The organism is Paeniglutamicibacter quisquiliarum (assembly GCF_019084045.1).
GTDB classification, from domain to species: Bacteria; Actinomycetota; Actinomycetes; order Actinomycetales; family Micrococcaceae; genus Paeniglutamicibacter; species Paeniglutamicibacter quisquiliarum.
Genome location: NZ_JAHRED010000006.1, coordinates 218,032 through 235,774, shown reverse-complemented (window position 1 = coordinate 235,774; position 17,743 = coordinate 218,032). Strand labels below are relative to the sequence as shown.

The following is a 17,743-nucleotide window of genomic DNA, read 5'->3' as shown; positions in this document are numbered from 1 at the left end:
TACGCTCGATAGACTGAGCAGTAACAACATATTGGCGTGATTCGCCGCATAAGACATGGAGGCCCGATGCAGATAGATTTCGCATCATCACGCCAGTCCACCCTTGGTGTGGAATGGGAAGTTGCATTGGTGGATCGGCATACCTCCGATCTGCGGTCGGTAGCCGAGGAAGTGCTGGCCGAATTGAACCTCCGCCACGGTTCACTTGCCATCGACGAGGAACATCCCCACGTGAAGCAGGAACTGTTGCTGAACACCGTGGAGATCGTCACCGGTGTTTGCGAAACCGTGGCCCAGGCCAAAGCCCAACTGCACGAGAACTTGGTGGCGGTCCGCGAGGTCACCGACCCGATGGATGTCGACCTGTACTGCGCAGGTTCCCACCCGTTCGCACCTCCCAAGCTGCAGCCGGTCACTGATAAGGACCGCTACGCCAAGATGATCGACCGCACTCAGTGGTGGGGCCAGCAAATGGTGATCTACGGTGTGCACGTGCATGTAGGACTGGACTCCCGCGCCAAGGCCCTGCCGATCGTTGACGGTTTGATCAACTATCAGGCGCACTTCCAGGCTCTGAGCGCGTCCAGCCCGTTCTGGGGCGGGGAAGATACCGGCTACGCATCGCACCGAGCCCTGATGTTCCAGCAGCTTCCCACCGCTGGCATCCCCTACCATTTCCCGTCCTGGGACCAATACGAGTCCTACGTTGCCGACATGCTGCACACCGGCGTCATTGACGACATCTCGGAAATCCGCTGGGATGTGCGCCCGGTCCCCCGCTTCGGGACCGTCGAAATGCGCATCTCCGACGGCCTCTCCTCGCTGCAAGACATCGGTGCCATAGCTGCGCTGACGCAATGCCTCGTGGATGACATGTCCACGACTCTCGATAATGGCGGCACCATCCCCGTCATGCCTCCTTGGTACCGGGTTGAAAACAAGTGGCGCGCCGCTCGCTACGGCATGGAGGCCATCATCATCCTCAACGCCGCCGGGGATGAAATGCTCGTCACCGAGCATCTTCTCCAGGAGCTCGTCCGTTTGGCCCCCGTTGCCGAAAAACTCGGCTGCAGTGCCGAGCTCGCCGATGTGGAACGCATCATCAAGGGTGGTGCCGGCTACCAGTGGCAGCACAAGATCGCCTCAGCCCACAACGGCAACCTGCGTGAAGTCGTCAAGGACAACGTACGTCGCATGCACTTGGCCTAAGGCGAAGCCGTACGGAACCCAAGCGAAAGGGTGGATGGGCATTTGCCCATCCACCCTTTCGCGTTCCCGGCCGATTCTAGACGGCCAGTGAAATCAGGCTCACCGGCTGCCCGGAGTCGGTGGAGAACCCCAACCCGGTTGGAAGCACCCCATCGTCCACCAGCTGGGCACCCAGCGCCGCGACCATGGCTCCGTTGTCCGTGCAGAGGCTGTGCGGGGGCACTCGCAAGGTGATCCCGGCCGAGGCGCAGCGGGCCGCCAGCAACTCGCGCAGGCGGGAATTGGCGGCCACCCCTCCCCCCAACAAGAGATTGGTCAGTCCGTTTTCGCGGCAGGCACGCACGGCCTTGGAAGTGATCACGTCGACCACCGCTTCCTGGAAGCTGGCGGCGATGTCAGCCACCGGAACCTCCTCGCCACGCTTTTGGTATTGCTCGACGCAGCGCGCCACGGCGGTCTTGAGGCCCGAGAAGGAGAAATCGTGGCGGTGCCTCCCCGGGTTTTCCTCGGTTCCCACGAACTTGGGCAAAGTCAGCCCGCGCGGGAACCGGATGGCCTTCGGGTCGCCTTCCTTGGCGATCCGGTCAATGACCGGGCCCCCGGGGTAACCCAGCCCCAGCAGGCGGGCGACCTTGTCATAGGCTTCCCCTGCCGCGTCATCGATGGTGGCTCCAAGCAGCCGCACATCCGACGTCAGCGAATTGACCTGAAGGATTTCGGTATGGCCACCGGAGACCAGCAGCGCCCCGAGGTTCTCGGGCAGCTCTCCCCCGTCCAGGATGCCCACGCCGACGTGTGCGACCAGGTGGTTAATCGCGTAAAGGGGCTTGCCCGTAGCCAGGGCCAGGGCCTTGGCCGCGGAGACGCCCACCATCAGTGCGCCGGAGAGCCCGGGGCCGCTGGTCACCGCAATCGCGTCGATCTCCGCGAGCGTCACCCCGGCATCCTTGAGGGCAGATTCGAGAGTCGGAACAAAGGCATCCAGGTGGGCCCGGGAAGCAATCTCGGGAATGACACCGCCGAAGCGCACGTGTTCCTCCATCGAGGAAGCCACGGCATTGACCAACAGCTCGGTCCCGCGCACGATACCCACCCCGGTTTCGTCACAGGAGGATTCAATGCCAAGGACAAGCGGTGCAGAAAGGGACATGGAACCAATTTTAGGTTGCCCGGCCCGGTTTCGGCGAAGCGGCCTCCACTGGGCGGGCGAAAGACCGACAATCCGTTGCTTCGGGCCTCGGCCACTCCAGCTCAATCGCCCAGGATGAGCACCTTGCGCATGATCACCGCGTCGACACCGTCGCGGTAGTAGCGGGCCCGTCGGTGGATGGCATCGAAGCCATGGCGCTCATAGAGCTCCCGGGCGCGGGGATTGTCCTCCCTGACCTCCAACAACAGGTCCGTGGCGCTGCGGCCGATCGCGGTGTCGATCATGAGGCGCAAAAGATGCGTTCCGATCCCCCTGCCCTCGTAGTCGGGGGCCACCGCAATGGTCTGCACGTCGGCCAGCGGCAGCACGCACATCAGCCCGCAATAGGCAACGATCTTCCCGGCATCCAACACCACCCAGTAATTCCGGGTCTCCTTCTGGTCCAGCTCGCCAAAGAACATATCCAAGGGCCAGGCGTCGGCGGGGAAAAGGGCCTTTTCCATTTCCCAGACCTCGGCCACGTCCTCGTGAACCATCTCGCGGGTCACCAGGCCCGCCAGTGCGGGGTTGGCCATTGCCCGACTCACAGCAGTTTGCCCTTCATGACCGCGGGAACCTTCGCATCGGATTCGCGCAGGTAGAGCGGCTCGGTCCCCAACAGCGGCTGTCCGGAGGCCAGGGCCCGGACGGCACGGGTGCCCAGCGAAACCGCTCCGGGGTGGGCGGACTCGAAGCCGGGCACCACCTCGGCACCCACGGCCGCCAGGCGCTCGGCGTACAGCCCTCCGCCGGCCCCGTACACGGGTCCGGCCGGCAACTCCTCGGCAACGGTCACATACGGGCCCCCAACCAGCACTCCGGTGTTGTCGTAGCGGGCCCAATAAAGTTCCTTGCGGCGGGCGTCGATAGCCACGGTGAATTCCCCAGCCGGGCCCTGCGCAACGGCGTCAAGGGCTACCGCGTCCAAACTCATGACGCCGTGGACTCCGATTCCCCAGACAAAGCCCAGGGTCCGGGCGGTGGCCAGACCCACGCGCAAACCGGTGAAGGGACCTGGTCCCACACCGACCGCGATCGCGTCAGGGATCCGGCCGCCGGCCTGCGCCAGCAGGGACTCGATGGCCGGAGAAAGGACCTCGGAGTGGTCGTTGCCGACGCTTGAGGTAAAGGAGCCCGCCACGGTCACGGTGGAGTCCGTGGATTCGAGCAAGGCCGCCGAGGCGTTGGCGGAAGTATCAATGGCCAGTACAAGCATGTATGCGGTTCCCTTGGTGCTCTAGCGTTCGAAGTCTGTCAACAACGCGGCCAAACCGGGATCGTTCTCCCAGCGCGGGCCGAAGGCCGCGATCCGGATGGTGCGTGGCTCGTCGTCTTCGCCCTCGTTGAAGTCGAAGACCAGGTCCTCGTGGATTTCGGCCGAACCGGGTCGCAGCAGCACGATTTCGAGCCTGGAGTCGCTGAGCTGTTCCACCTTGCCCGCACCCCATTCCACCACCGTGACGGACTGGCCCATGCTCGCCTCGAGGTCGAGGTCGTCGAGTTCCGCGGCGCTGGCGAGCCGGTACGCATCCACGTGCACCAGGTCGGGTCCGTGGCCCAGTGCCGGGTGGATGCGTGAGATCACGAAAGTGGGCGAGATGATGCCTTCGCGCACCCCCATGCCCAGCCCCAGGCCCTGGGTGAAGGTGGTTTTTCCGGCGCCAAGTTCCCCGGTCAGGATCACCAGGTCCCCGGCGCGCATGATCCCTCCGAGGCGGTGGGCGAAGTCGCGAGTTTCGGCGATGTCGGCCACCGCAAGCTCGGCGGCTATCGAGGCCTCACTCACCGGATTCACCCCAGGAACCCTCCACGAGCCGACGCGGCACGCGGGGTGAAACGCGGGTCACGATTTCGTAGTTGATGGTTCCAGCCGCGTCCGCCCACTCGGTCGCACTCGGGCCGCCGTCGCCGAAGAGAATAACCTCGGAACCGAGGATTTCATCGACATCGACATTCGGGCCCAGGTCCACCACGAACTGGTCCATAGCAATGGTGCCGCGCACCAGGTAGGTCTTGCCGTTGATGCTCACCGGAGCATTCGAGGCCGAACGCGGCACGCCGTCGGCATAGCCCATCGGGACCAGGCCCAGGTACGTTTCCCGCTCGGTGTGGTACCTCAGTCCGTAGCCCACGCCCTGGCCAGCGGGAACCTTCTTCACGTTCGCGATCCGGCTCATCAAGGTCATTGCGGGGCGCAACCCATAGCGCGAGGGGTCTTCCCCGGCAAAGGGGCTCAGCCCGTACAGGCCCAGTCCCAGCCGCACCATGTCGTAGTGGGCATCGGGACGGGTGAGGATTGCGGGGGTGTTGGCAATGTGCCGCACCTCGAGGTCAAATCCAGCATCCTCGGCCAGGATAACAGCCTGGTTGAAGGCGGCCAGCTGGTCGTCCGTTTCCGGGCGTTCGGGCTCGTCGGCCACGGCCAGGTGGGAGAAGACACCCACCACGCGCATCAGACCCTCTTCCTGGTAGCTGGCGGCACGCCCCAGCAGGAGCTCCCATTGGTCGGCCATGCAGCCGTTGCGGCCCAGACCGGTGTCGATCTTCAGGTGGACGCGGGCGGGCTGGGCGGCTGCCTGCGCTGCGCGGGCCACGTGCTCGAGTTCCCAGCCCGAAACCGCCAAGTCAATGTTCGCGGCAATGGCCGCCTCGAAGGGGGTGTCCGCGGTGTGCAGCCATGCCAGCAGCGGAGTCTCCAACCCCTCTTCGCGCAGCTTCAGGGCCTCGGTGACGTGGGCGCAGCCCAGCCAGGTGGCCCCGGCCTGCACCGCCGCGCGGCCCACGGCCACCGCCCCGTGTCCGTAGCCGTCCGCCTTGACCACGGCCATCACCGCGGCCGGGGCGACCAGCTCGGCCACGCGCTTCACGTTTTCACGGATGTTGGCCAGATCGATGACTGCGCGCCGTTCCCAGGCCGACGACGTTGTCTCATCCTGGGGGTGGGCTGGTTTTTCGGTCTGTTGGGTTGATTGTGCACTCACCCATCCATCATCCCACTATCCCCGTGGTGCATGCTTCAGGGGCACGCCACCGATGGCCGTGGCCGTCGTCCTGACGGCGCCGGGCGCGACGAAGCCCCGGTGGCCTGATCATGTGAACAGGGCCGCCAGGGCTTCGTTATTGGCTGATAGGGAAGTGTTGCAGCGAGTTTAGAGCGCTCGGCTGCGGAGCTCGTCGCGGATTTCGGCCAGCAGGGCAACCTGCGGGTCCAATTCCTCGGCGGGCTCTTCGACGCCCAGGCGGGCCTGGCGCTTTTCGCTGAGGTGCTTCATCGGCAAAACGACCACGAAGTAGATGGCGGCAGCAATGAGGATGAAGTTCACCAGGACGGTCAAGAACACACCGAACTTGATGGCAACGCCGTCGCCGATCGTGACAATCAGGAAATCGTCGAAGTTCGGCGAACCCACCAATGCGGCAATCAAAGGCATGATGATGTTCTCAACCAATGACTTGACCACGGCGCCGAAAGCAGCACCAATGACAACGGCAACGGCAAGGTCAACAACGTTGCCCTGCATAATGAAATCTCTGAATCCTTTTAACATGTGCCCAGCTTTGCACACGATGGTAGTGGTCAACAGATGGTGACGCGGATATTTTTCAAAATTTGCGATACGTTCATCCGCTGGATTCGCAAGTCAGATCTTGCGAAGAAGCATTCGTCGGATCGAATGATCAGCGGATTTACTAAGCACAAGTTGTGCGCGGCCACGCGTCGGAATGACATTTTCCCGAAGGTTCGGCTCATTGATTCTTTTCCAGATTCCGTGTGCGGTTTCCCTGGCTTCCTCGTCGCTCAGTGATGCATAACGGTGGAAATAGGATGCGGGGTCCGAGAACGCACCGGACCGCAGTTTCATGAATCGGCGGATGTACCATTCCTCGATGTCCGCTGTGCGGGCGTCAACATAGACGGAGAAGTCAAAGAAATCACTCAGGGCCAGGCCTGCAGTGCCATCAAGGCGCGCCCGTGCGGGCTGAAGCACATTTAGGCCCTCCACGATCAGCACCTGAGGAGAACGCACCACGACTTCCTTGCCCGGAACGATGTCGTAGGTGAGGTGCGAGTACCAGGGCGCGCGCACCTCCGGCGCGCCGGATTTCACCTCGGAGACGAAACGTAACAGTCGACGCCGGTCGTAGGATTCCGGAAATCCCTTGCGGTGCATGATGCCGCGTTTTTCCAGGTCCACGTTCGGATACAGGAAGCCGTCGGTGGTAATCAATTGCACGTCGGGGGTGTCGGGCCAGCGGCGCAAGAGCTCCTGCAGCACGCGGGCCGTGGTCGACTTGCCCACCGCAACGGAACCGGCCACGCCGATGACAAAGGGCGTGCGCCGGGTGCTCTCCCCCAGGAAGGTGTTGGTGGCTTGGTGAAGCGCGGCCGACCCCTGGACATAGAGGTTGAGAAGGCGCGATAGAGGGAGATAGACCTCGCGCACCTCGGCGAGATTGAGTTGCTCGCCGAGCCCGCTGAGCCGGCGCAGGTCCGCTTCATCCAGCGGTTGCTTGAGTTCGTTGGACAGTCTTGCCCAGGTTTGGCGGTCCAATTCGACGAAGGGTGTTGCACTGTAGTCGACCGCACGCTGTCCATTCACGCCTTGAATTGTGCCAACAATCCGCCCGTATTCCCAAACTTAACCTTTTGGCCATACTCCGGACGCGTGGGCATGCACACATATTTTTAAGACCAGCCGTCAGCGCAAATGAACGTGGAGGCTTGCGCGGCACGGTAATCTTTTTGGCATGTGTGGAATCGTTGGATACGTAGGTAATGCTGGACGCGCAGCCGATCACGGGGCGCTCGATGTGATTCTTGAGGGTCTTCGACGCCTCGAATATCGCGGCTATGACTCGGCCGGACTGGCCGTCGTCACCGAAGCGGGCATCGACTCGCGCAAGAAGTCGGGCAAGCTGAACAACCTCGTCGAGGCCCTGGAAGCCGATCCGCTGCCGTCCTCCCTGACCGGCATTGGCCACACCCGCTGGGCGACCCACGGCGGCCCCACGGATGGCAACGCCCACCCGCACCTGGCCGACGGAGGGAACCTCGCGCTGATCCACAACGGCATCATCGAGAACTTCGCCGAGCTCAAGGGCAAGCTGCTCGCAGAGGGCGTCGAGTTCCTTTCCGAAACCGACACCGAAGTGGCAGCTGCCCTGTTGGGCTCCGTCTACCGCGGAGCCGGCGAAGGCAACCTCACCCGTTCGATGGAGCTGGCCGCCCGCCAACTCGAGGGTGCATTCACCTTGCTGGCTGTTCACGCGGACCACCCGGGCGTCGTCGTGGCCGCTCGCCGCAACTCCCCCCTGGTCCTGGGCCTGGGCGACGGCGAGAACTTCCTGGGCTCGGATGTTTCGGGATTCATCGACTTCACCCGCCGCGCGGTGGAGCTGGGGCAGGACCAGATCGTCACGATCACCCCCGATTCCCACAGCATCACCGACTTCTCCGGCAACCCTGCCGAAGGCAAGGAATTCCACGTCGACTGGGATGCCGCCAGCGCCGAAAAGGGCGGCTTCGGCTCCTTCATGGAAAAGGAAATCTTCGACCAGCCCGCTGCGGTGGCCGACACCCTGCTGGGCCGCTCGGACGCCTTTGGCCGACTGACCCTCGATGAACTGCGCATCTCCCCCGAGGAACTCGCCGCCGTCACCAAGATCGTTGTGCTGGCCTGTGGAACCTCCGCCTACGCGGGATCCGTGGCCAAGTACGCCATCGAGAACTGGTGCCGGATCCCGGTCGAGGTCGAGCTGAGCCACGAGTTCCGCTACCGCGACCCGATCGTGAACGAGAACACCCTGGTCGTTTCCATCTCGCAGTCCGGCGAGACCATGGATACGCTCATGGCCGTGCGCTACGCCAAGGAACAGGGCGCCAAGACCCTGGCCATCTGCAACACCAACGGCTCCACCATCCCGCGTGAATCCGATGCAGTGCTGTACACGCACGCCGGACCGGAAATCGCCGTTGCCTCCACCAAGGCGTTCCTCGCGCAGATCACCGCCACCTACCTGCTCGGCCTGTACCTGGCCCAGTTGCGCGGCAACCTGTTCTCCGGACAGATCAAGGACATCCTTGCCGACCTGGGCAAGATCCCGGCCAAGATCCAGGACGTCCTGGACCGCGCGGATGAAATCAAGTCGCTGGCCCGTTCCATGCAGGAGACCGAGTCGGTTCTCTTCCTGGGCCGCCACGTTGGCTACCCGGTAGCCATGGAAGGCGCCCTGAAGCTCAAGGAAATCGCCTACATCCATGCAGAGGGCTTCGCCGCAGGCGAGCTCAAGCACGGCCCGATCGCGCTGATCGAGGAGGGCAAGCCGGTCTTCGTGGTTGTCCCCTCGCCGCGCGGCCGCGATTCGCTGCACTCCAAGGTCGTCTCGAACATCCAGGAAGTGCGCGCCCGCGGCGCCAAGACCCTGGTCATCGCCGAGGAAGGCGACGAGGCGGTTCGCGACTACGCCGAGTTCGTGTTCTACCTTCCGGAGACTCCGGTGCTGCTGATGCCGCTGCTGGCCACCGTCCCGCTGCAGCTCTTCGCCTGCGAATTGGCCTCGGCCAAGGGGCTGGACGTGGACCAGCCGCGCAACCTGGCAAAGTCGGTCACTGTCGAGTAGGTCCTGGACCAAAATACGTTCCGCTTCCGGCGGTGCCGGTGCTTCCCGAAACGCGGAAGCACCGGCACCGCCGGTTTTAAGGAACGTGCCTTCCCTCAGCCGGATTGGTCGGCGTAGATCCCACGCAGGAATTCCGCCTGACCCAAGTGCGAGGCGGTCTCGTTGAGGACGCTAATCAGCCTGACCCCGGCGGTGACGGGTGGATTCCACCGCCGGTCAATAACGGTCGAAAGGTCCGCCTCGGGCAAGGCCGACAGGATGCCCATTGCTTGTTCGTGCACATCCCGGTGGTAGCCGAGCAGGTACTCGGCGTCATACATCCCGAAATCCGCAACCTGGTCACTGCTGTGCCCGAAGCCGGTATCGAGCCGGCGGTAGGGCAGATTGAAACGGGTCACCCAGTCCCGGGCGATCCAACACTGCTCGAGCGTTGATTCCCCATCCAGTGCCCTGGCCAGATGCGTGAAGTGGTCATCCTCGATGCGGGTCAGATGCCAGATGAGCCATGCCATGGAATTCGAATGACTGCTCGCCCTAAAGCTCAGCATCCGCGGTTCGGCCTCGGCCAGGAGCCGCTGGAGGCCATCCCGAATGCGGCCAAAGCCGTCCCGCAACAGCGCAATCGCGCTTGGCTCAATTCCGATCTCATTCACCGTCACTGCCTGTCCCTTCCCATCGGTTCGCTGGACGCACTGCCTCGTAGCCTACGACTCCGGTGGTCGGCATGCCATAGCAAGAATCCGTATCCGGCATGGAGCTACTCCGGAAGCCGATAAACTCGGAGGCATGATCGTGGGAATTGGTGTTGATGTAGTGGAGGTCTCGCGCTTCAAGGCGCAACTGGAGCGGACCCCGGCCTTGCGCGAGCGCCTCTTTGTTCCCGCGGAACGCGAGCTCCACGTGAGGTCCCTGGCCGCACGATTCGCTGCCAAGGAAGCCATTGCGAAGGCATTGGGTGCTCCGGCAGGCATGAACTGGCAGCATTGCTGGATCGAGAAAGACGGCGCCGGCGACCCCTTTGTGGTGCTTGACGGCTCGGTTGCCGAGGCGGCCGCAAGAAAAGGTGTGGTGCACTGGCACCTGTCCATGAGCCACGACGGCGATCTGGCCACCGCCATGGTCGTCGCCGAACGGTAGACAGGCACCTCCCGACTGGCCATGGCTGCGGCAATTCGCCTCCGGAGTTGGGTATTCTGAACTAATGATCCCCGTCTACGCAGGTTCCCACGTTCGAGATGCCGAAGCCCAGCTGCTGCGCGATGCCAACGACCTGACCTTGATGCACCGGGCCGCAGACGCACTGGCACACCAGGCAGTGCTATTGCTCAAGGAAAATACGGGACGGCTGTACGGCTCCCGTGCCGTGGCCCTGATCGGTCCGGGAAACAACGGCGGGGACGGGCTCTTTGCCCTCGCCACCTTGGCCAAGCGCGGGGTGCAGGCCACCGCGGTGTTGCTGGGAACCGACGCCCACCAGGCCGGATTGAAGTCACTGTCACGTGCGGGCGGGCGCACGGCAACCTTGGCGGGCCTGGACGACCTCCTGGTTAACTGCGATCTGCTGATCGATGCCGGCTATGGCACCGGGGGCCGTCCCGGGGCGAAGCTTCCCGAGGTGCCCCGCGAAATCCCCGTACTGGCGTGCGACCTTCCCAGCGGGGTGAACCCCGACACCGGCGCCGCGGCGGACAACGTCATCCCGGCCGACCGCACCGTCAGCTTCGGTGCGCTGAAGACTGGGCTTGTGGTGGGATCGGGCCACCTGGTGTCCGGGAACATTCTCGTCACCGACCTGGGGCTCTCCGCAACCTTGCCCGAACCCGAGGCCTGGATGGTGCAGGGAGACGACCTCGAACTTCTGCTGGACCGAAATACCGACTGGAGCGCGGCCGGCAGGCACAAGTACCAGCGAGGGGTGCTGGGGCTGATGGCGGGCTCCGCCAAGTACCCCGGCGCTGCGGTGCTCACCGCCAGGGCCGCGGTTTCCAGCGGGCTCGGCCTGCTGCGCACTCTGGTCCCGGAGGCCGTTGCTACGGCCTTGACCACCCAGGTGCCGGAGTCCGTTCCGCTGGCGACCCCGGAGCTGACGGCCCTGTTGGCACGCAACCGCCGCAATGAGCGCGAGGGTGCGACCCGCATCGGAGCCTGGGCCATCGGCCCGGGGCTTGAGGACACCGAGGACACCCGCCGACACTTGGCCATGATCCTGGCCGCGAGCACTCCCTGTGTCATCGATGCAGGCGCGCTTTCCATGCTGGAACCGGGCGGACACCACCAGTTGCGGATTCTCACCCCGCATGCCGGGGAACTGCACGCCCTGCTGGCCAAGGCCGGCGTACGCGTCAGCTCCCGCGATATCTCCAACGACCCGATCCGCTGGGCCCGCTGGGCTGCCGTTGCCTACGACTGCGTGGTCCTTCTCAAGGGGCCCTCGACAATTTGCACCGCTCCCGACGGCTACACCCTGATCGTCCACGCCTCCACCCCTGATCTTGCCACCGCCGGCAGCGGCGACGTGCTCACGGGCATCCTCGGCACGCTGCTGGCGGCAGCGAATTTCCCCGCCACGCCCACCGCGGCCGACGTCGTGGCGCAGAGCCATCGCCTGGTGGACCTGGCCGCGGCCGGTGCCCTGGTCCATGCGCATGCGGGCGCGTTGGCGGCACACGAAGGCATGGTCAGCGCCGTCGACCTGCTGCAGGAACTCCCCCGCGCTGGCCGCGAGCTGGGGCTTTAGGGACGTCGCCGCCGGTCGGCGGGCCGGACCCGGAATGCGGCCCGGAAGCAGGACCGGATTAACGAAAGGGACCCACCAACATTGCGAGTGCTTGGTGGGTCCCTCGCATTTGCGGATACTTGGGGTACACGCAAATACTGCGTGGACAATTGGGGTAATCCACGCTCAAGTCATGCTACCCAAATTCCGGATGTTCGCCTGCCTAATTGACCACCAAAATTGAATTCGATTGTCATGGCGCGAAGCGGCGCGACGGACCGCCCAGGCACCGAGACGATGGCCGGTGCCGGAACGGAGCGGCGCATGTCCACCGCCGCGTGGCCGGCCGTCGCCAGGGCCTAGAGCTCTCCGTCGAGCGGAGCATGGTGCTGGCCCATGCCCACGATCTCCCAGCCGGACGCTTCCCACTGCTTCCGGTTCAGGACGTTTCTTCCATCGATGAGGCGCCGGGCAGCCACCAGGTGCGCGAGGTCAGCTGGAACCAGGGCCTTGAATTCCGCCCATTCGGTCAGCAGCAGCACCAAGTCGGCATCCTGCACGGCCTCGGGCAGGTCACCTGCGTACTGCAGCCGCGGAAAACGCTCGGCCGCGTTCTTGTTGCCCTTGGGGTCGTAGACGAGTACGTCGGCACCGGCGTTGTACAGCCGCACGGCGATGTCCAGCGCCGGGGAATCCCGCACGTCGTCGGAGTCGGGCTTGAAGGTGACCCCGAGGACCGCAATGCGAGCCCCGACCAGGTCGTCCTTGAGCATCACGTTCGCCAGGCGGACCACGCGTTCGCGCCGGCGCAGGTTGATCTCGTCCACTTCGGCCAGGAAGCCCATGGTGTGCGTCAGGCCCAGTTCACTGGTCCTCGCCTGCAAGGCCCGGATGTCCTTGGGCAGGCAACCGCCGCCGAAGCCCACGCCTGCATTGAGGAACTTGCGCCCGATGCGCGCGTCGTGGCCCAGTGCGTCGGCCAGCACCGTGATGTCCCCGCCGATGGTCTCGGTGACCTCGGCAAAGGAGTTGATAAAGGAGATCTTGGTGGCCAGGAAGGCGTTGGCCGCGACCTTGACCAGTTCCGCGGTCTCAAAGTCCGTCACGATCAGCGGGGTGTCCGCCTCCAGGGCACTGGCGTAGACCTCGCGCAGGATGGCCTCGGAGGTCCCGTCCTCGACACCCAGCACCAGGCGGTCCGGGGACATGGTGTCCGCCACGGCGAAGCCCTCGCGCAGGAACTCGGGGTTCCAGGCCAGGGAGATCTGCGCATCGGGGTGGGCGTTGGCCGCAATCAGCCCGCGCAGCCTGCGGGCGGTGCCCACCGGAACCGTGGACTTGCCCACGATCAGTGCAGTGCCGCGAATGCGGGCGGCAAGCTCGGCCACCGCCGCGTCGACGTAGCGCATGTCTGCCCCGTGCCCGTCGGCACGCTGCGGGGTGCCGACGCCCACGAAGTGGATGTCTGCCCAGGAGGCCACCTGCTCATAGTCGGTGGTGAAGCGCAGCCGGCCCGAGGCCACGTGCTTGCGCAACAACTCCCCCAGGCCAGGTTCGTGGAAGGGCAACCTGCCTTCGGACAGGGCCTGGATCTTTGCCGGGTCGACGTCAACGCCGATGACTTCGAAGCCGAGTTCAGCCATGCAGGCCGCGTGTGTCGCGCCCAGGTATCCGGTACCTATCACCGATATCTTCATGCTCATGCCCGTGGAACACCCTTTCGAAAATCACTGGTGCAGCCTGGGGCTGCACATTTCAAATGCGTGTGGCCGAGCGCCTGACACCGTTGGTGCCGGAACACTCGGCCACGGTCTCAATGTTGCAAAAAGAATCTATAGCGCCAGTTCGCGTGAAACGACCTCGGCCAGCGAGGTGGCCAGCGATTGGGCCATGTCCTGCGAGGTGGCTTCCACCATCACGCGCACCACGGGTTCGGTGCCCGAGGGGCGCAGCAGCACCCGGCCGTTGCTCCCGAGTTCCGCCTCGGCGGCAACGATCGCGGCGATCAGCATCTGGTTGCTTGGTGCCGCTTCCTTGTCAACGCCCTTGACGTTGATCAGCACCTGCGGCAGCACCGTCATGGCTCCGGCAAGTTCCTTCAGGGACTTGCCGGTGGCGTTGACGCGGGCCGCAATGTGCAGGCCGGTCAGCACCCCGTCGCCGGTGGTGGCGTGGTCCGCGAAGATCACGTGGCCGGATTGCTCGCCACCCAGGTTGTAGCCGCCCTCGCGCATGCCCTCGAGCACGTAGCGGTCCCCCACGCCGGTTTCCTTGATCGTGATGCCGGCCTCGCGCATCGCGATCTTCAGGCCCAGGTTGCTCATCACGGTGGCGACCAGGGTGTTGTCCTTCAGGACGCCGCGTTCCTTCATGTCCATGGCCATGACCGCCATGATCTGGTCCCCGTCCACGACGGTTCCCTCGTGGTCGACGGCCAGGCAGCGGTCGGCGTCGCCGTCGTGGGCGATGCCCAGGTCGGCCCCGTTGTCCACCACTGCCGCCTGCAGGCGTTCAAGGTGCGTGGAGCCGTAGCCGTCGTTGATGTTGATGCCGTCGGGTTCCGCGCCAATGACCACGACTTGGGCACCGGCGGCGTTGAACACCTCCGGCGAGCAGCCGCTGGCCGCGCCGTGCGCGCAGTCAAGGACGATCTTGAGCCCGTCCAGGCGGTGGGGCAGCGTCTGCAACAGGTGCATGATGTAACGGTCCTCGGCATCGGCGAAGCGCGAGATGCGTCCCACGTCCGCGCCGACCGGGCGGTGCTTGGGCTTCTCCATGGCCGCCTCGATGGCGTCCTCCAGGGCGTCGTCGAGTTTCTTGCCGCCGCGGGCCAGGAACTTGATCCCGTTGTCGGGTGCCGCGTTGTGCGAGGCGGAGATCATGACGCCGAAGTCGGCACCCAGGTCCGCGACCAGGTATGCCGCCGCCGGAGTCGGCAGGGTCCCCGCATCGTGCACGTCGACGCCGGAAGCCGCGAGGCCCGCCTCGATCGCAGCCGAAAGGAAGTCGCCACTGATCCTTGGATCCTTGGCCACCACCGCCACGGGCCTGCGCCCGTCATCTATTTGTTCGTGCCCCAGCACCATGGCGGCGGCCTGTGAAAGCGCCATCGCCAGCTCGGGGGTCAGAAGTTCGTTTGCTTTTCCGCGGACACCATCGGTCCCAAATAACCTTGCCATCGCGACTCATCATAACCCGCTCCCGGATCATTCCCCGGTATTTCTCCACGGGGCACCCTTTGGGCTGCCCACGGCTCCGGACGGGCCCGAAGCCAAGCCCCATGCCCGGGGACGGCCCGGCGCAGGGGCCCCGCGACCTGATGGCCGCAGGTCCCCTGCACCCGGTCCCCGGCACGGGGTGCCGGAACTAGCCGGCCCGCCCGGAATCCACGGTGACCCGCAGCGGAAGGGAGGTGGAGGTGCCGGCCGCGTTCTGGAGTTCGGCGGTGTAGCGGCGGTTTCCGTCCGCCCTCCCGGTGAGCCCGACCACGGCGCGTTGGGAACGCGGGCTGTCGGCCTTCAGCTGCTGGCCGTGGATCAGACGGCCGTCCTCAAAGAGACGGAAGACACTTGCATTGGTCCCGCGCGGCAGCTCCATCACCACGGAGAAGTCCCCGTCCCAGCGCGCGGCGCCGGCCTCGGGCGCCAGGGACAGCCTGCTGGTGGCCGGGACCTGGGTCTCCACGTCGGTGGGTTCCCAGGCTTCGGGGTCCAGGGGCAGCTGCACCGGGCCCAGCGCGAGCTGCGCAGTGGCCTGCCTATTGCCGTTGGACGCCGCCAGTTGCACGGTGCGTTCGGCCAGTTGGCCACTGAGGGCCTCCTGCGCCGTGAGCTCGTGGACGAGCTCGGTCTCGAGGGTGGCCCCGGGGGCGAGTGCGCCGGCGAGCGCCTGGTCCCCGGCGCGGATCCCGGTCAGCCTGACGTTGCCGGTGTTGGACAGGACCGCCGGGTGCCTCACCGTGTCCCCCGCGGAGGCATGGCCGTTGCCGTCCTCGTCGGTGAAGGTTCCCGCGGAGGCGCTTGTCGCCAGGCCGGGGGCGCGCACCAGCAGGTCGACCTCGCCGCCGTCGACGGAATACTTTTTGACGACCGTGGCGTAGTCCGGGATCCGCCCGGCGGTCCAGGTGCTGGCGGGGACGAAGAAGCCGTCGGCCACCTCCGCCTCCGTCACCGTGTGCCTGGGCGTGGCGCAGTCGTAGGAGGCGCCGGCGGCGAGCGACGAGTAGCGGCAGTTGCCCGCCGGGCTGCTCTGGCCCACCGGTGCGGCAACCAGCGGGGTGAAGTTGCCTTCGGTCGGCACCACCCAGGTGGTGGTGTTGCCGGTGTTGGCGACGTGGAAGGAGTAGGGAAGTTTCTCTCCGGCCGCGTAGGGAGCCGCGGCGAGGTCGCGGACCCCGTCGGTGCGCTTGCCCGAGACCTCGAGCGAGACGATTTCCTGCCCCTTGACCGCGACGGCCAGCGTGCCGTGCGAGGTGCGGCCGTCGGCGGCGGTGAAGCGGGCCTGCAGTTTCACGGTTCCGTTGGCCGTGGCCGGGGCGGTGACCGGGAGCCGGAGGGTGGCTTCGGCGCCGGCGGCCAGCGGGGCGAGGTCGGCGGTGCCCAGGTCCCATCCGTCCGGGCCGGTGAGTGTCAGCGTGCCCGAGAGCGCGGTGGCTTCCTGGTTGGCGATGCGCACGGATGCCTCGGCACTGCCTCCGGCGTCCAGTGCCAGCGGCGCAGCTGACAGCGGGGCGCAGGCCACATTGAGCCAGTCTTGGTCGAACGTGGCCAAGGGGAGGTCGTTGGTGTAGCTGCCCTCGTAGAAGACCCCGTAGAGCCCGTCGTCCAGCGCGGTGGCCACCGAGTAGGCGGAGAAGCCGGAGCGGATGGTGCGCAGCCCGGGCCAGCTTTCCCCGTCGTCGCAGGAGACCCGGGCCGAGACGTTGCGGCGCTCGGTGGGGTGGTTGGCGCCGGTGTAGAGCAGCATCTTCGCCTCCGCGCTGCCCTCGGCGGCTTCGGGGAACATCCGGGTCACGTGGGCGTTGTTGGTCGGGTCCACGAGCTCGGTGTCGGCTTGAACCGGCGAGTAGCTGTGTCCGCCGTCGCTGGAGATCGCCACCTTGCGCAATCCCCCGTTGTTCGAGTCGCGGGAGTTGAGCATCACCCGTCCGTCGGAGAGCTCGACGACCTTGTTCTCGTCCATCCCGGTGCCGATGAATTCCCCGCGCTCCCAGGTCTGGCCGTGGTCGTCCGAATATACGGAGTAGGCCTGGATCGGCGTGCTGCCGTCGGCCTGCATGACCCGGCCGGCGTACTGCTGCACCAGCCGCCCGGCGTGGGCCCCGTAGCGCAGCTGGATGCCTGCCCCGGAGGTGGCGAAGGTGGACTTCACGTCGCCCGGTTCCGGGGTGGCGTCGGCGCCGGGCTTGGCCACGTCGGTGATCAGGCGCGGTTCGCTCCAGCTCACCCCGCCGTCGCCCGAGGAAACCACCGCGGCGCTGATGACGTTGCGGTCGGCGTCGTCGTTCCCGAAGGTGCTGCCGTGGAATCCCTGGTCCTTGGAATAGACAAAGAAGGCAAAGACGGTGTTGGTTTGTGCATCGACCACGAAGCTGGGGTCGCTGTAGCCGTACTTCGGGGTCTCGGCGTCGCCCAGGTGGCCGGCGGCGATGGTGGTCATCTCCCCGAAGGTCTTGCCGTTGTCGGTGCTGCGGCGCATCACGATGCTGTTGGCATTGGGCGCGTCGGCGGCGGAATTCGGGCGGGCGTCCCAGGAGGCGAGCACCACGCCGTTGCCCAGGTGGGCGAGGGCGGGAATGCGGTAGAAGTAGTTTTCGCTTGTGCGGTCGGCGGCGAGGTTCGCCTCGGTGTAGGTGCCCGGGGCGGCGAAGGGGTCGGTGCCGGGTGCCGACAGGGCGGCGCCCGCGGATCCGGCCAGGGCGACGGGGGCCAACAGGGCCAGGAGCGCCGCCGTGGCCAGGGGGCGGGCCGCGCGTGAAAGTCGGGGTTTCGGGTGATCGGTCATCTCTT

At 65.6% G+C, this 17,743-nt stretch carries 15 protein-coding genes; 4 read left to right on the top strand and 11 right to left on the bottom strand.

Features of this window, described 5'->3' with window-relative positions; all coding sequences use genetic code 11:
- The first annotated feature begins 66 nt into the window (after positions 1 to 66).
- Complete coding sequence (locus tag KRR55_RS12800) at positions 67 to 1,209, top strand: glutamate--cysteine ligase (RefSeq protein ID WP_217389465.1); 1,143 nt, start codon at positions 67 to 69, stop codon at positions 1,207 to 1,209.
- A 76-nt stretch (positions 1,210 to 1,285) separates the two neighbouring features.
- Here the strand turns inward: KRR55_RS12800 and tsaD are convergent, their stop codons facing one another.
- The 7 genes from tsaD to coaA form a co-directional block, all read right to left on the bottom strand.
- Positions 1,286 to 2,359 carry a tRNA (adenosine(37)-N6)-threonylcarbamoyltransferase complex transferase subunit TsaD gene (tsaD, locus tag KRR55_RS12795; RefSeq protein WP_217389464.1) on the bottom strand — a complete coding sequence of 358 codons (1,074 nt, stop codon included), beginning with the start codon at positions 2,357 to 2,359 and terminating at the stop codon, positions 1,286 to 1,288.
- A 101-nt stretch (positions 2,360 to 2,460) separates the two neighbouring features.
- Positions 2,461 to 2,934 carry a ribosomal protein S18-alanine N-acetyltransferase gene (gene rimI / locus KRR55_RS12790; protein ID WP_217389463.1) on the bottom strand — a complete coding sequence of 158 codons (474 nt, stop codon included), beginning with the start codon at positions 2,932 to 2,934 and terminating at the stop codon, positions 2,461 to 2,463.
- 8 nt (positions 2,935 to 2,942) lie between these two features.
- A complete protein-coding gene (gene tsaB / locus KRR55_RS12785; protein WP_217389462.1) occupies positions 2,943 to 3,614 on the bottom strand; it encodes a tRNA (adenosine(37)-N6)-threonylcarbamoyltransferase complex dimerization subunit type 1 TsaB in 672 nt (223 codons plus the stop codon).
- Positions 3,615 to 3,635: 21 nt separating this feature from the next.
- Positions 3,636 to 4,184 (bottom strand): tRNA (adenosine(37)-N6)-threonylcarbamoyltransferase complex ATPase subunit type 1 TsaE, encoded by a 549-nt coding sequence (tsaE, locus tag KRR55_RS12780; protein WP_418888841.1) that lies wholly within the window; start codon positions 4,182 to 4,184, stop codon positions 3,636 to 3,638.
- The gene (gene alr / locus KRR55_RS12775) at positions 4,177 to 5,379 is read right to left on the bottom strand and encodes an alanine racemase (protein WP_217389460.1); all 1,203 of its coding nucleotides are present in this window, start codon (positions 5,377 to 5,379) and stop codon (positions 4,177 to 4,179) included. Before alr ends, tsaE begins: the two co-directional genes overlap by 8 nt.
- 168 nt (positions 5,380 to 5,547) lie before the next feature.
- Positions 5,548 to 5,946: a large conductance mechanosensitive channel protein MscL gene (mscL, locus tag KRR55_RS12770; RefSeq protein WP_217389524.1), complete on the bottom strand. Its 399-nt coding sequence runs from the start codon at positions 5,944 to 5,946 to the stop codon at positions 5,548 to 5,550.
- 93 nt (positions 5,947 to 6,039) lie between these two features.
- Complete coding sequence (coaA, locus tag KRR55_RS12765) at positions 6,040 to 6,999, bottom strand: type I pantothenate kinase (RefSeq protein ID WP_217389459.1); 960 nt, start codon at positions 6,997 to 6,999, stop codon at positions 6,040 to 6,042.
- Between the two features lie 148 nt (positions 7,000 to 7,147).
- Here coaA and glmS point away from each other — a divergent pair, with 148 nt between their 5' ends.
- Positions 7,148 to 9,019 carry a glutamine--fructose-6-phosphate transaminase (isomerizing) gene (glmS, locus tag KRR55_RS12760; RefSeq protein WP_217389458.1) on the top strand — a complete coding sequence of 624 codons (1,872 nt, stop codon included), beginning with the start codon at positions 7,148 to 7,150 and terminating at the stop codon, positions 9,017 to 9,019.
- Between the two features lie 95 nt (positions 9,020 to 9,114).
- On the opposite strand, the gene KRR55_RS12755 is transcribed toward glmS, so the two are convergent.
- The gene (locus KRR55_RS12755; RefSeq protein WP_217389457.1) at positions 9,115 to 9,678 is read right to left on the bottom strand and encodes a mycothiol transferase; all 564 of its coding nucleotides are present in this window, start codon (positions 9,676 to 9,678) and stop codon (positions 9,115 to 9,117) included.
- A gap of 127 nt (positions 9,679 to 9,805) precedes the next feature.
- On the opposite strand from KRR55_RS12755, the gene KRR55_RS12750 reads away from it, so the two are divergent.
- On the top strand, positions 9,806 to 10,156 hold the full coding sequence (locus KRR55_RS12750; protein ID WP_217389456.1) for a holo-ACP synthase: 351 nt from the start codon (positions 9,806 to 9,808) through the stop codon (positions 10,154 to 10,156).
- A 64-nt stretch (positions 10,157 to 10,220) separates the two neighbouring features.
- Positions 10,221 to 11,756: an NAD(P)H-hydrate dehydratase gene (locus tag KRR55_RS12745; RefSeq protein WP_217389455.1), complete on the top strand. Its 1,536-nt coding sequence runs from the start codon at positions 10,221 to 10,223 to the stop codon at positions 11,754 to 11,756.
- 338 nt (positions 11,757 to 12,094) lie between these two features.
- Here KRR55_RS12745 and KRR55_RS12740 read toward each other — a convergent pair whose 3' ends face one another.
- The 3 genes from KRR55_RS12740 to KRR55_RS12730 form a co-directional block, all read right to left on the bottom strand.
- Complete coding sequence (locus KRR55_RS12740) at positions 12,095 to 13,438, bottom strand: UDP-glucose dehydrogenase family protein (RefSeq protein ID WP_217389454.1); 1,344 nt, start codon at positions 13,436 to 13,438, stop codon at positions 12,095 to 12,097.
- Positions 13,439 to 13,567: 129 nt separating this feature from the next.
- Entirely contained in the window at positions 13,568 to 14,914 is a 1,347-nt protein-coding gene (gene glmM, locus KRR55_RS12735) for a phosphoglucosamine mutase (protein ID WP_217389453.1), read from the bottom strand.
- 187 nt (positions 14,915 to 15,101) lie between these two features.
- Positions 15,102 to 17,738 (bottom strand): sialidase family protein, encoded by a 2,637-nt coding sequence (locus tag KRR55_RS12730; protein ID WP_217389452.1) that lies wholly within the window; start codon positions 17,736 to 17,738, stop codon positions 15,102 to 15,104.
- Between the last annotated feature and the right edge of the window lie 5 nt (positions 17,739 to 17,743).

What these genes read in the sequence shown, in the direction of transcription:
- KRR55_RS12800 (WP_217389465.1), top strand. Translation starts at nt 67, where the DNA reads ATGCAGATAGATTTCGCATCATCACGCCAGTCCACCCTTGGTGTGGAA.
- tsaD (WP_217389464.1), bottom strand. Translation starts at nt 2,359, where the DNA reads ATGTCCCTTTCTGCACCGCTTGTCCTTGGCATTGAATCCTCCTGTGAC.
- rimI (WP_217389463.1), bottom strand. Translation starts at nt 2,934, where the DNA reads ATGGCCAACCCCGCACTGGCGGGCCTGGTGACCCGCGAGATGGTTCAC.
- tsaB (WP_217389462.1), bottom strand. Translation starts at nt 3,614, where the DNA reads ATGCTTGTACTGGCCATTGATACTTCCGCCAACGCCTCGGCGGCCTTG.
- mscL (WP_217389524.1), bottom strand. Translation starts at nt 5,946, where the DNA reads ATGTTAAAAGGATTCAGAGATTTCATTATGCAGGGCAACGTTGTTGAC.
- glmS (WP_217389458.1), top strand. Translation starts at nt 7,148, where the DNA reads ATGTGTGGAATCGTTGGATACGTAGGTAATGCTGGACGCGCAGCCGAT.
- KRR55_RS12750 (WP_217389456.1), top strand. Translation starts at nt 9,806, where the DNA reads ATGATCGTGGGAATTGGTGTTGATGTAGTGGAGGTCTCGCGCTTCAAG.
- KRR55_RS12745 (WP_217389455.1), top strand. Translation starts at nt 10,221, where the DNA reads ATGATCCCCGTCTACGCAGGTTCCCACGTTCGAGATGCCGAAGCCCAG.
- KRR55_RS12740 (WP_217389454.1), bottom strand. Translation starts at nt 13,438, where the DNA reads ATGAGCATGAAGATATCGGTGATAGGTACCGGATACCTGGGCGCGACA.
- glmM (WP_217389453.1), bottom strand. Translation starts at nt 14,914, where the DNA reads ATGGCAAGGTTATTTGGGACCGATGGTGTCCGCGGAAAAGCAAACGAA.
- KRR55_RS12730 (WP_217389452.1), bottom strand. Translation starts at nt 17,738, where the DNA reads ATGACCGATCACCCGAAACCCCGACTTTCACGCGCGGCCCGCCCCCTG.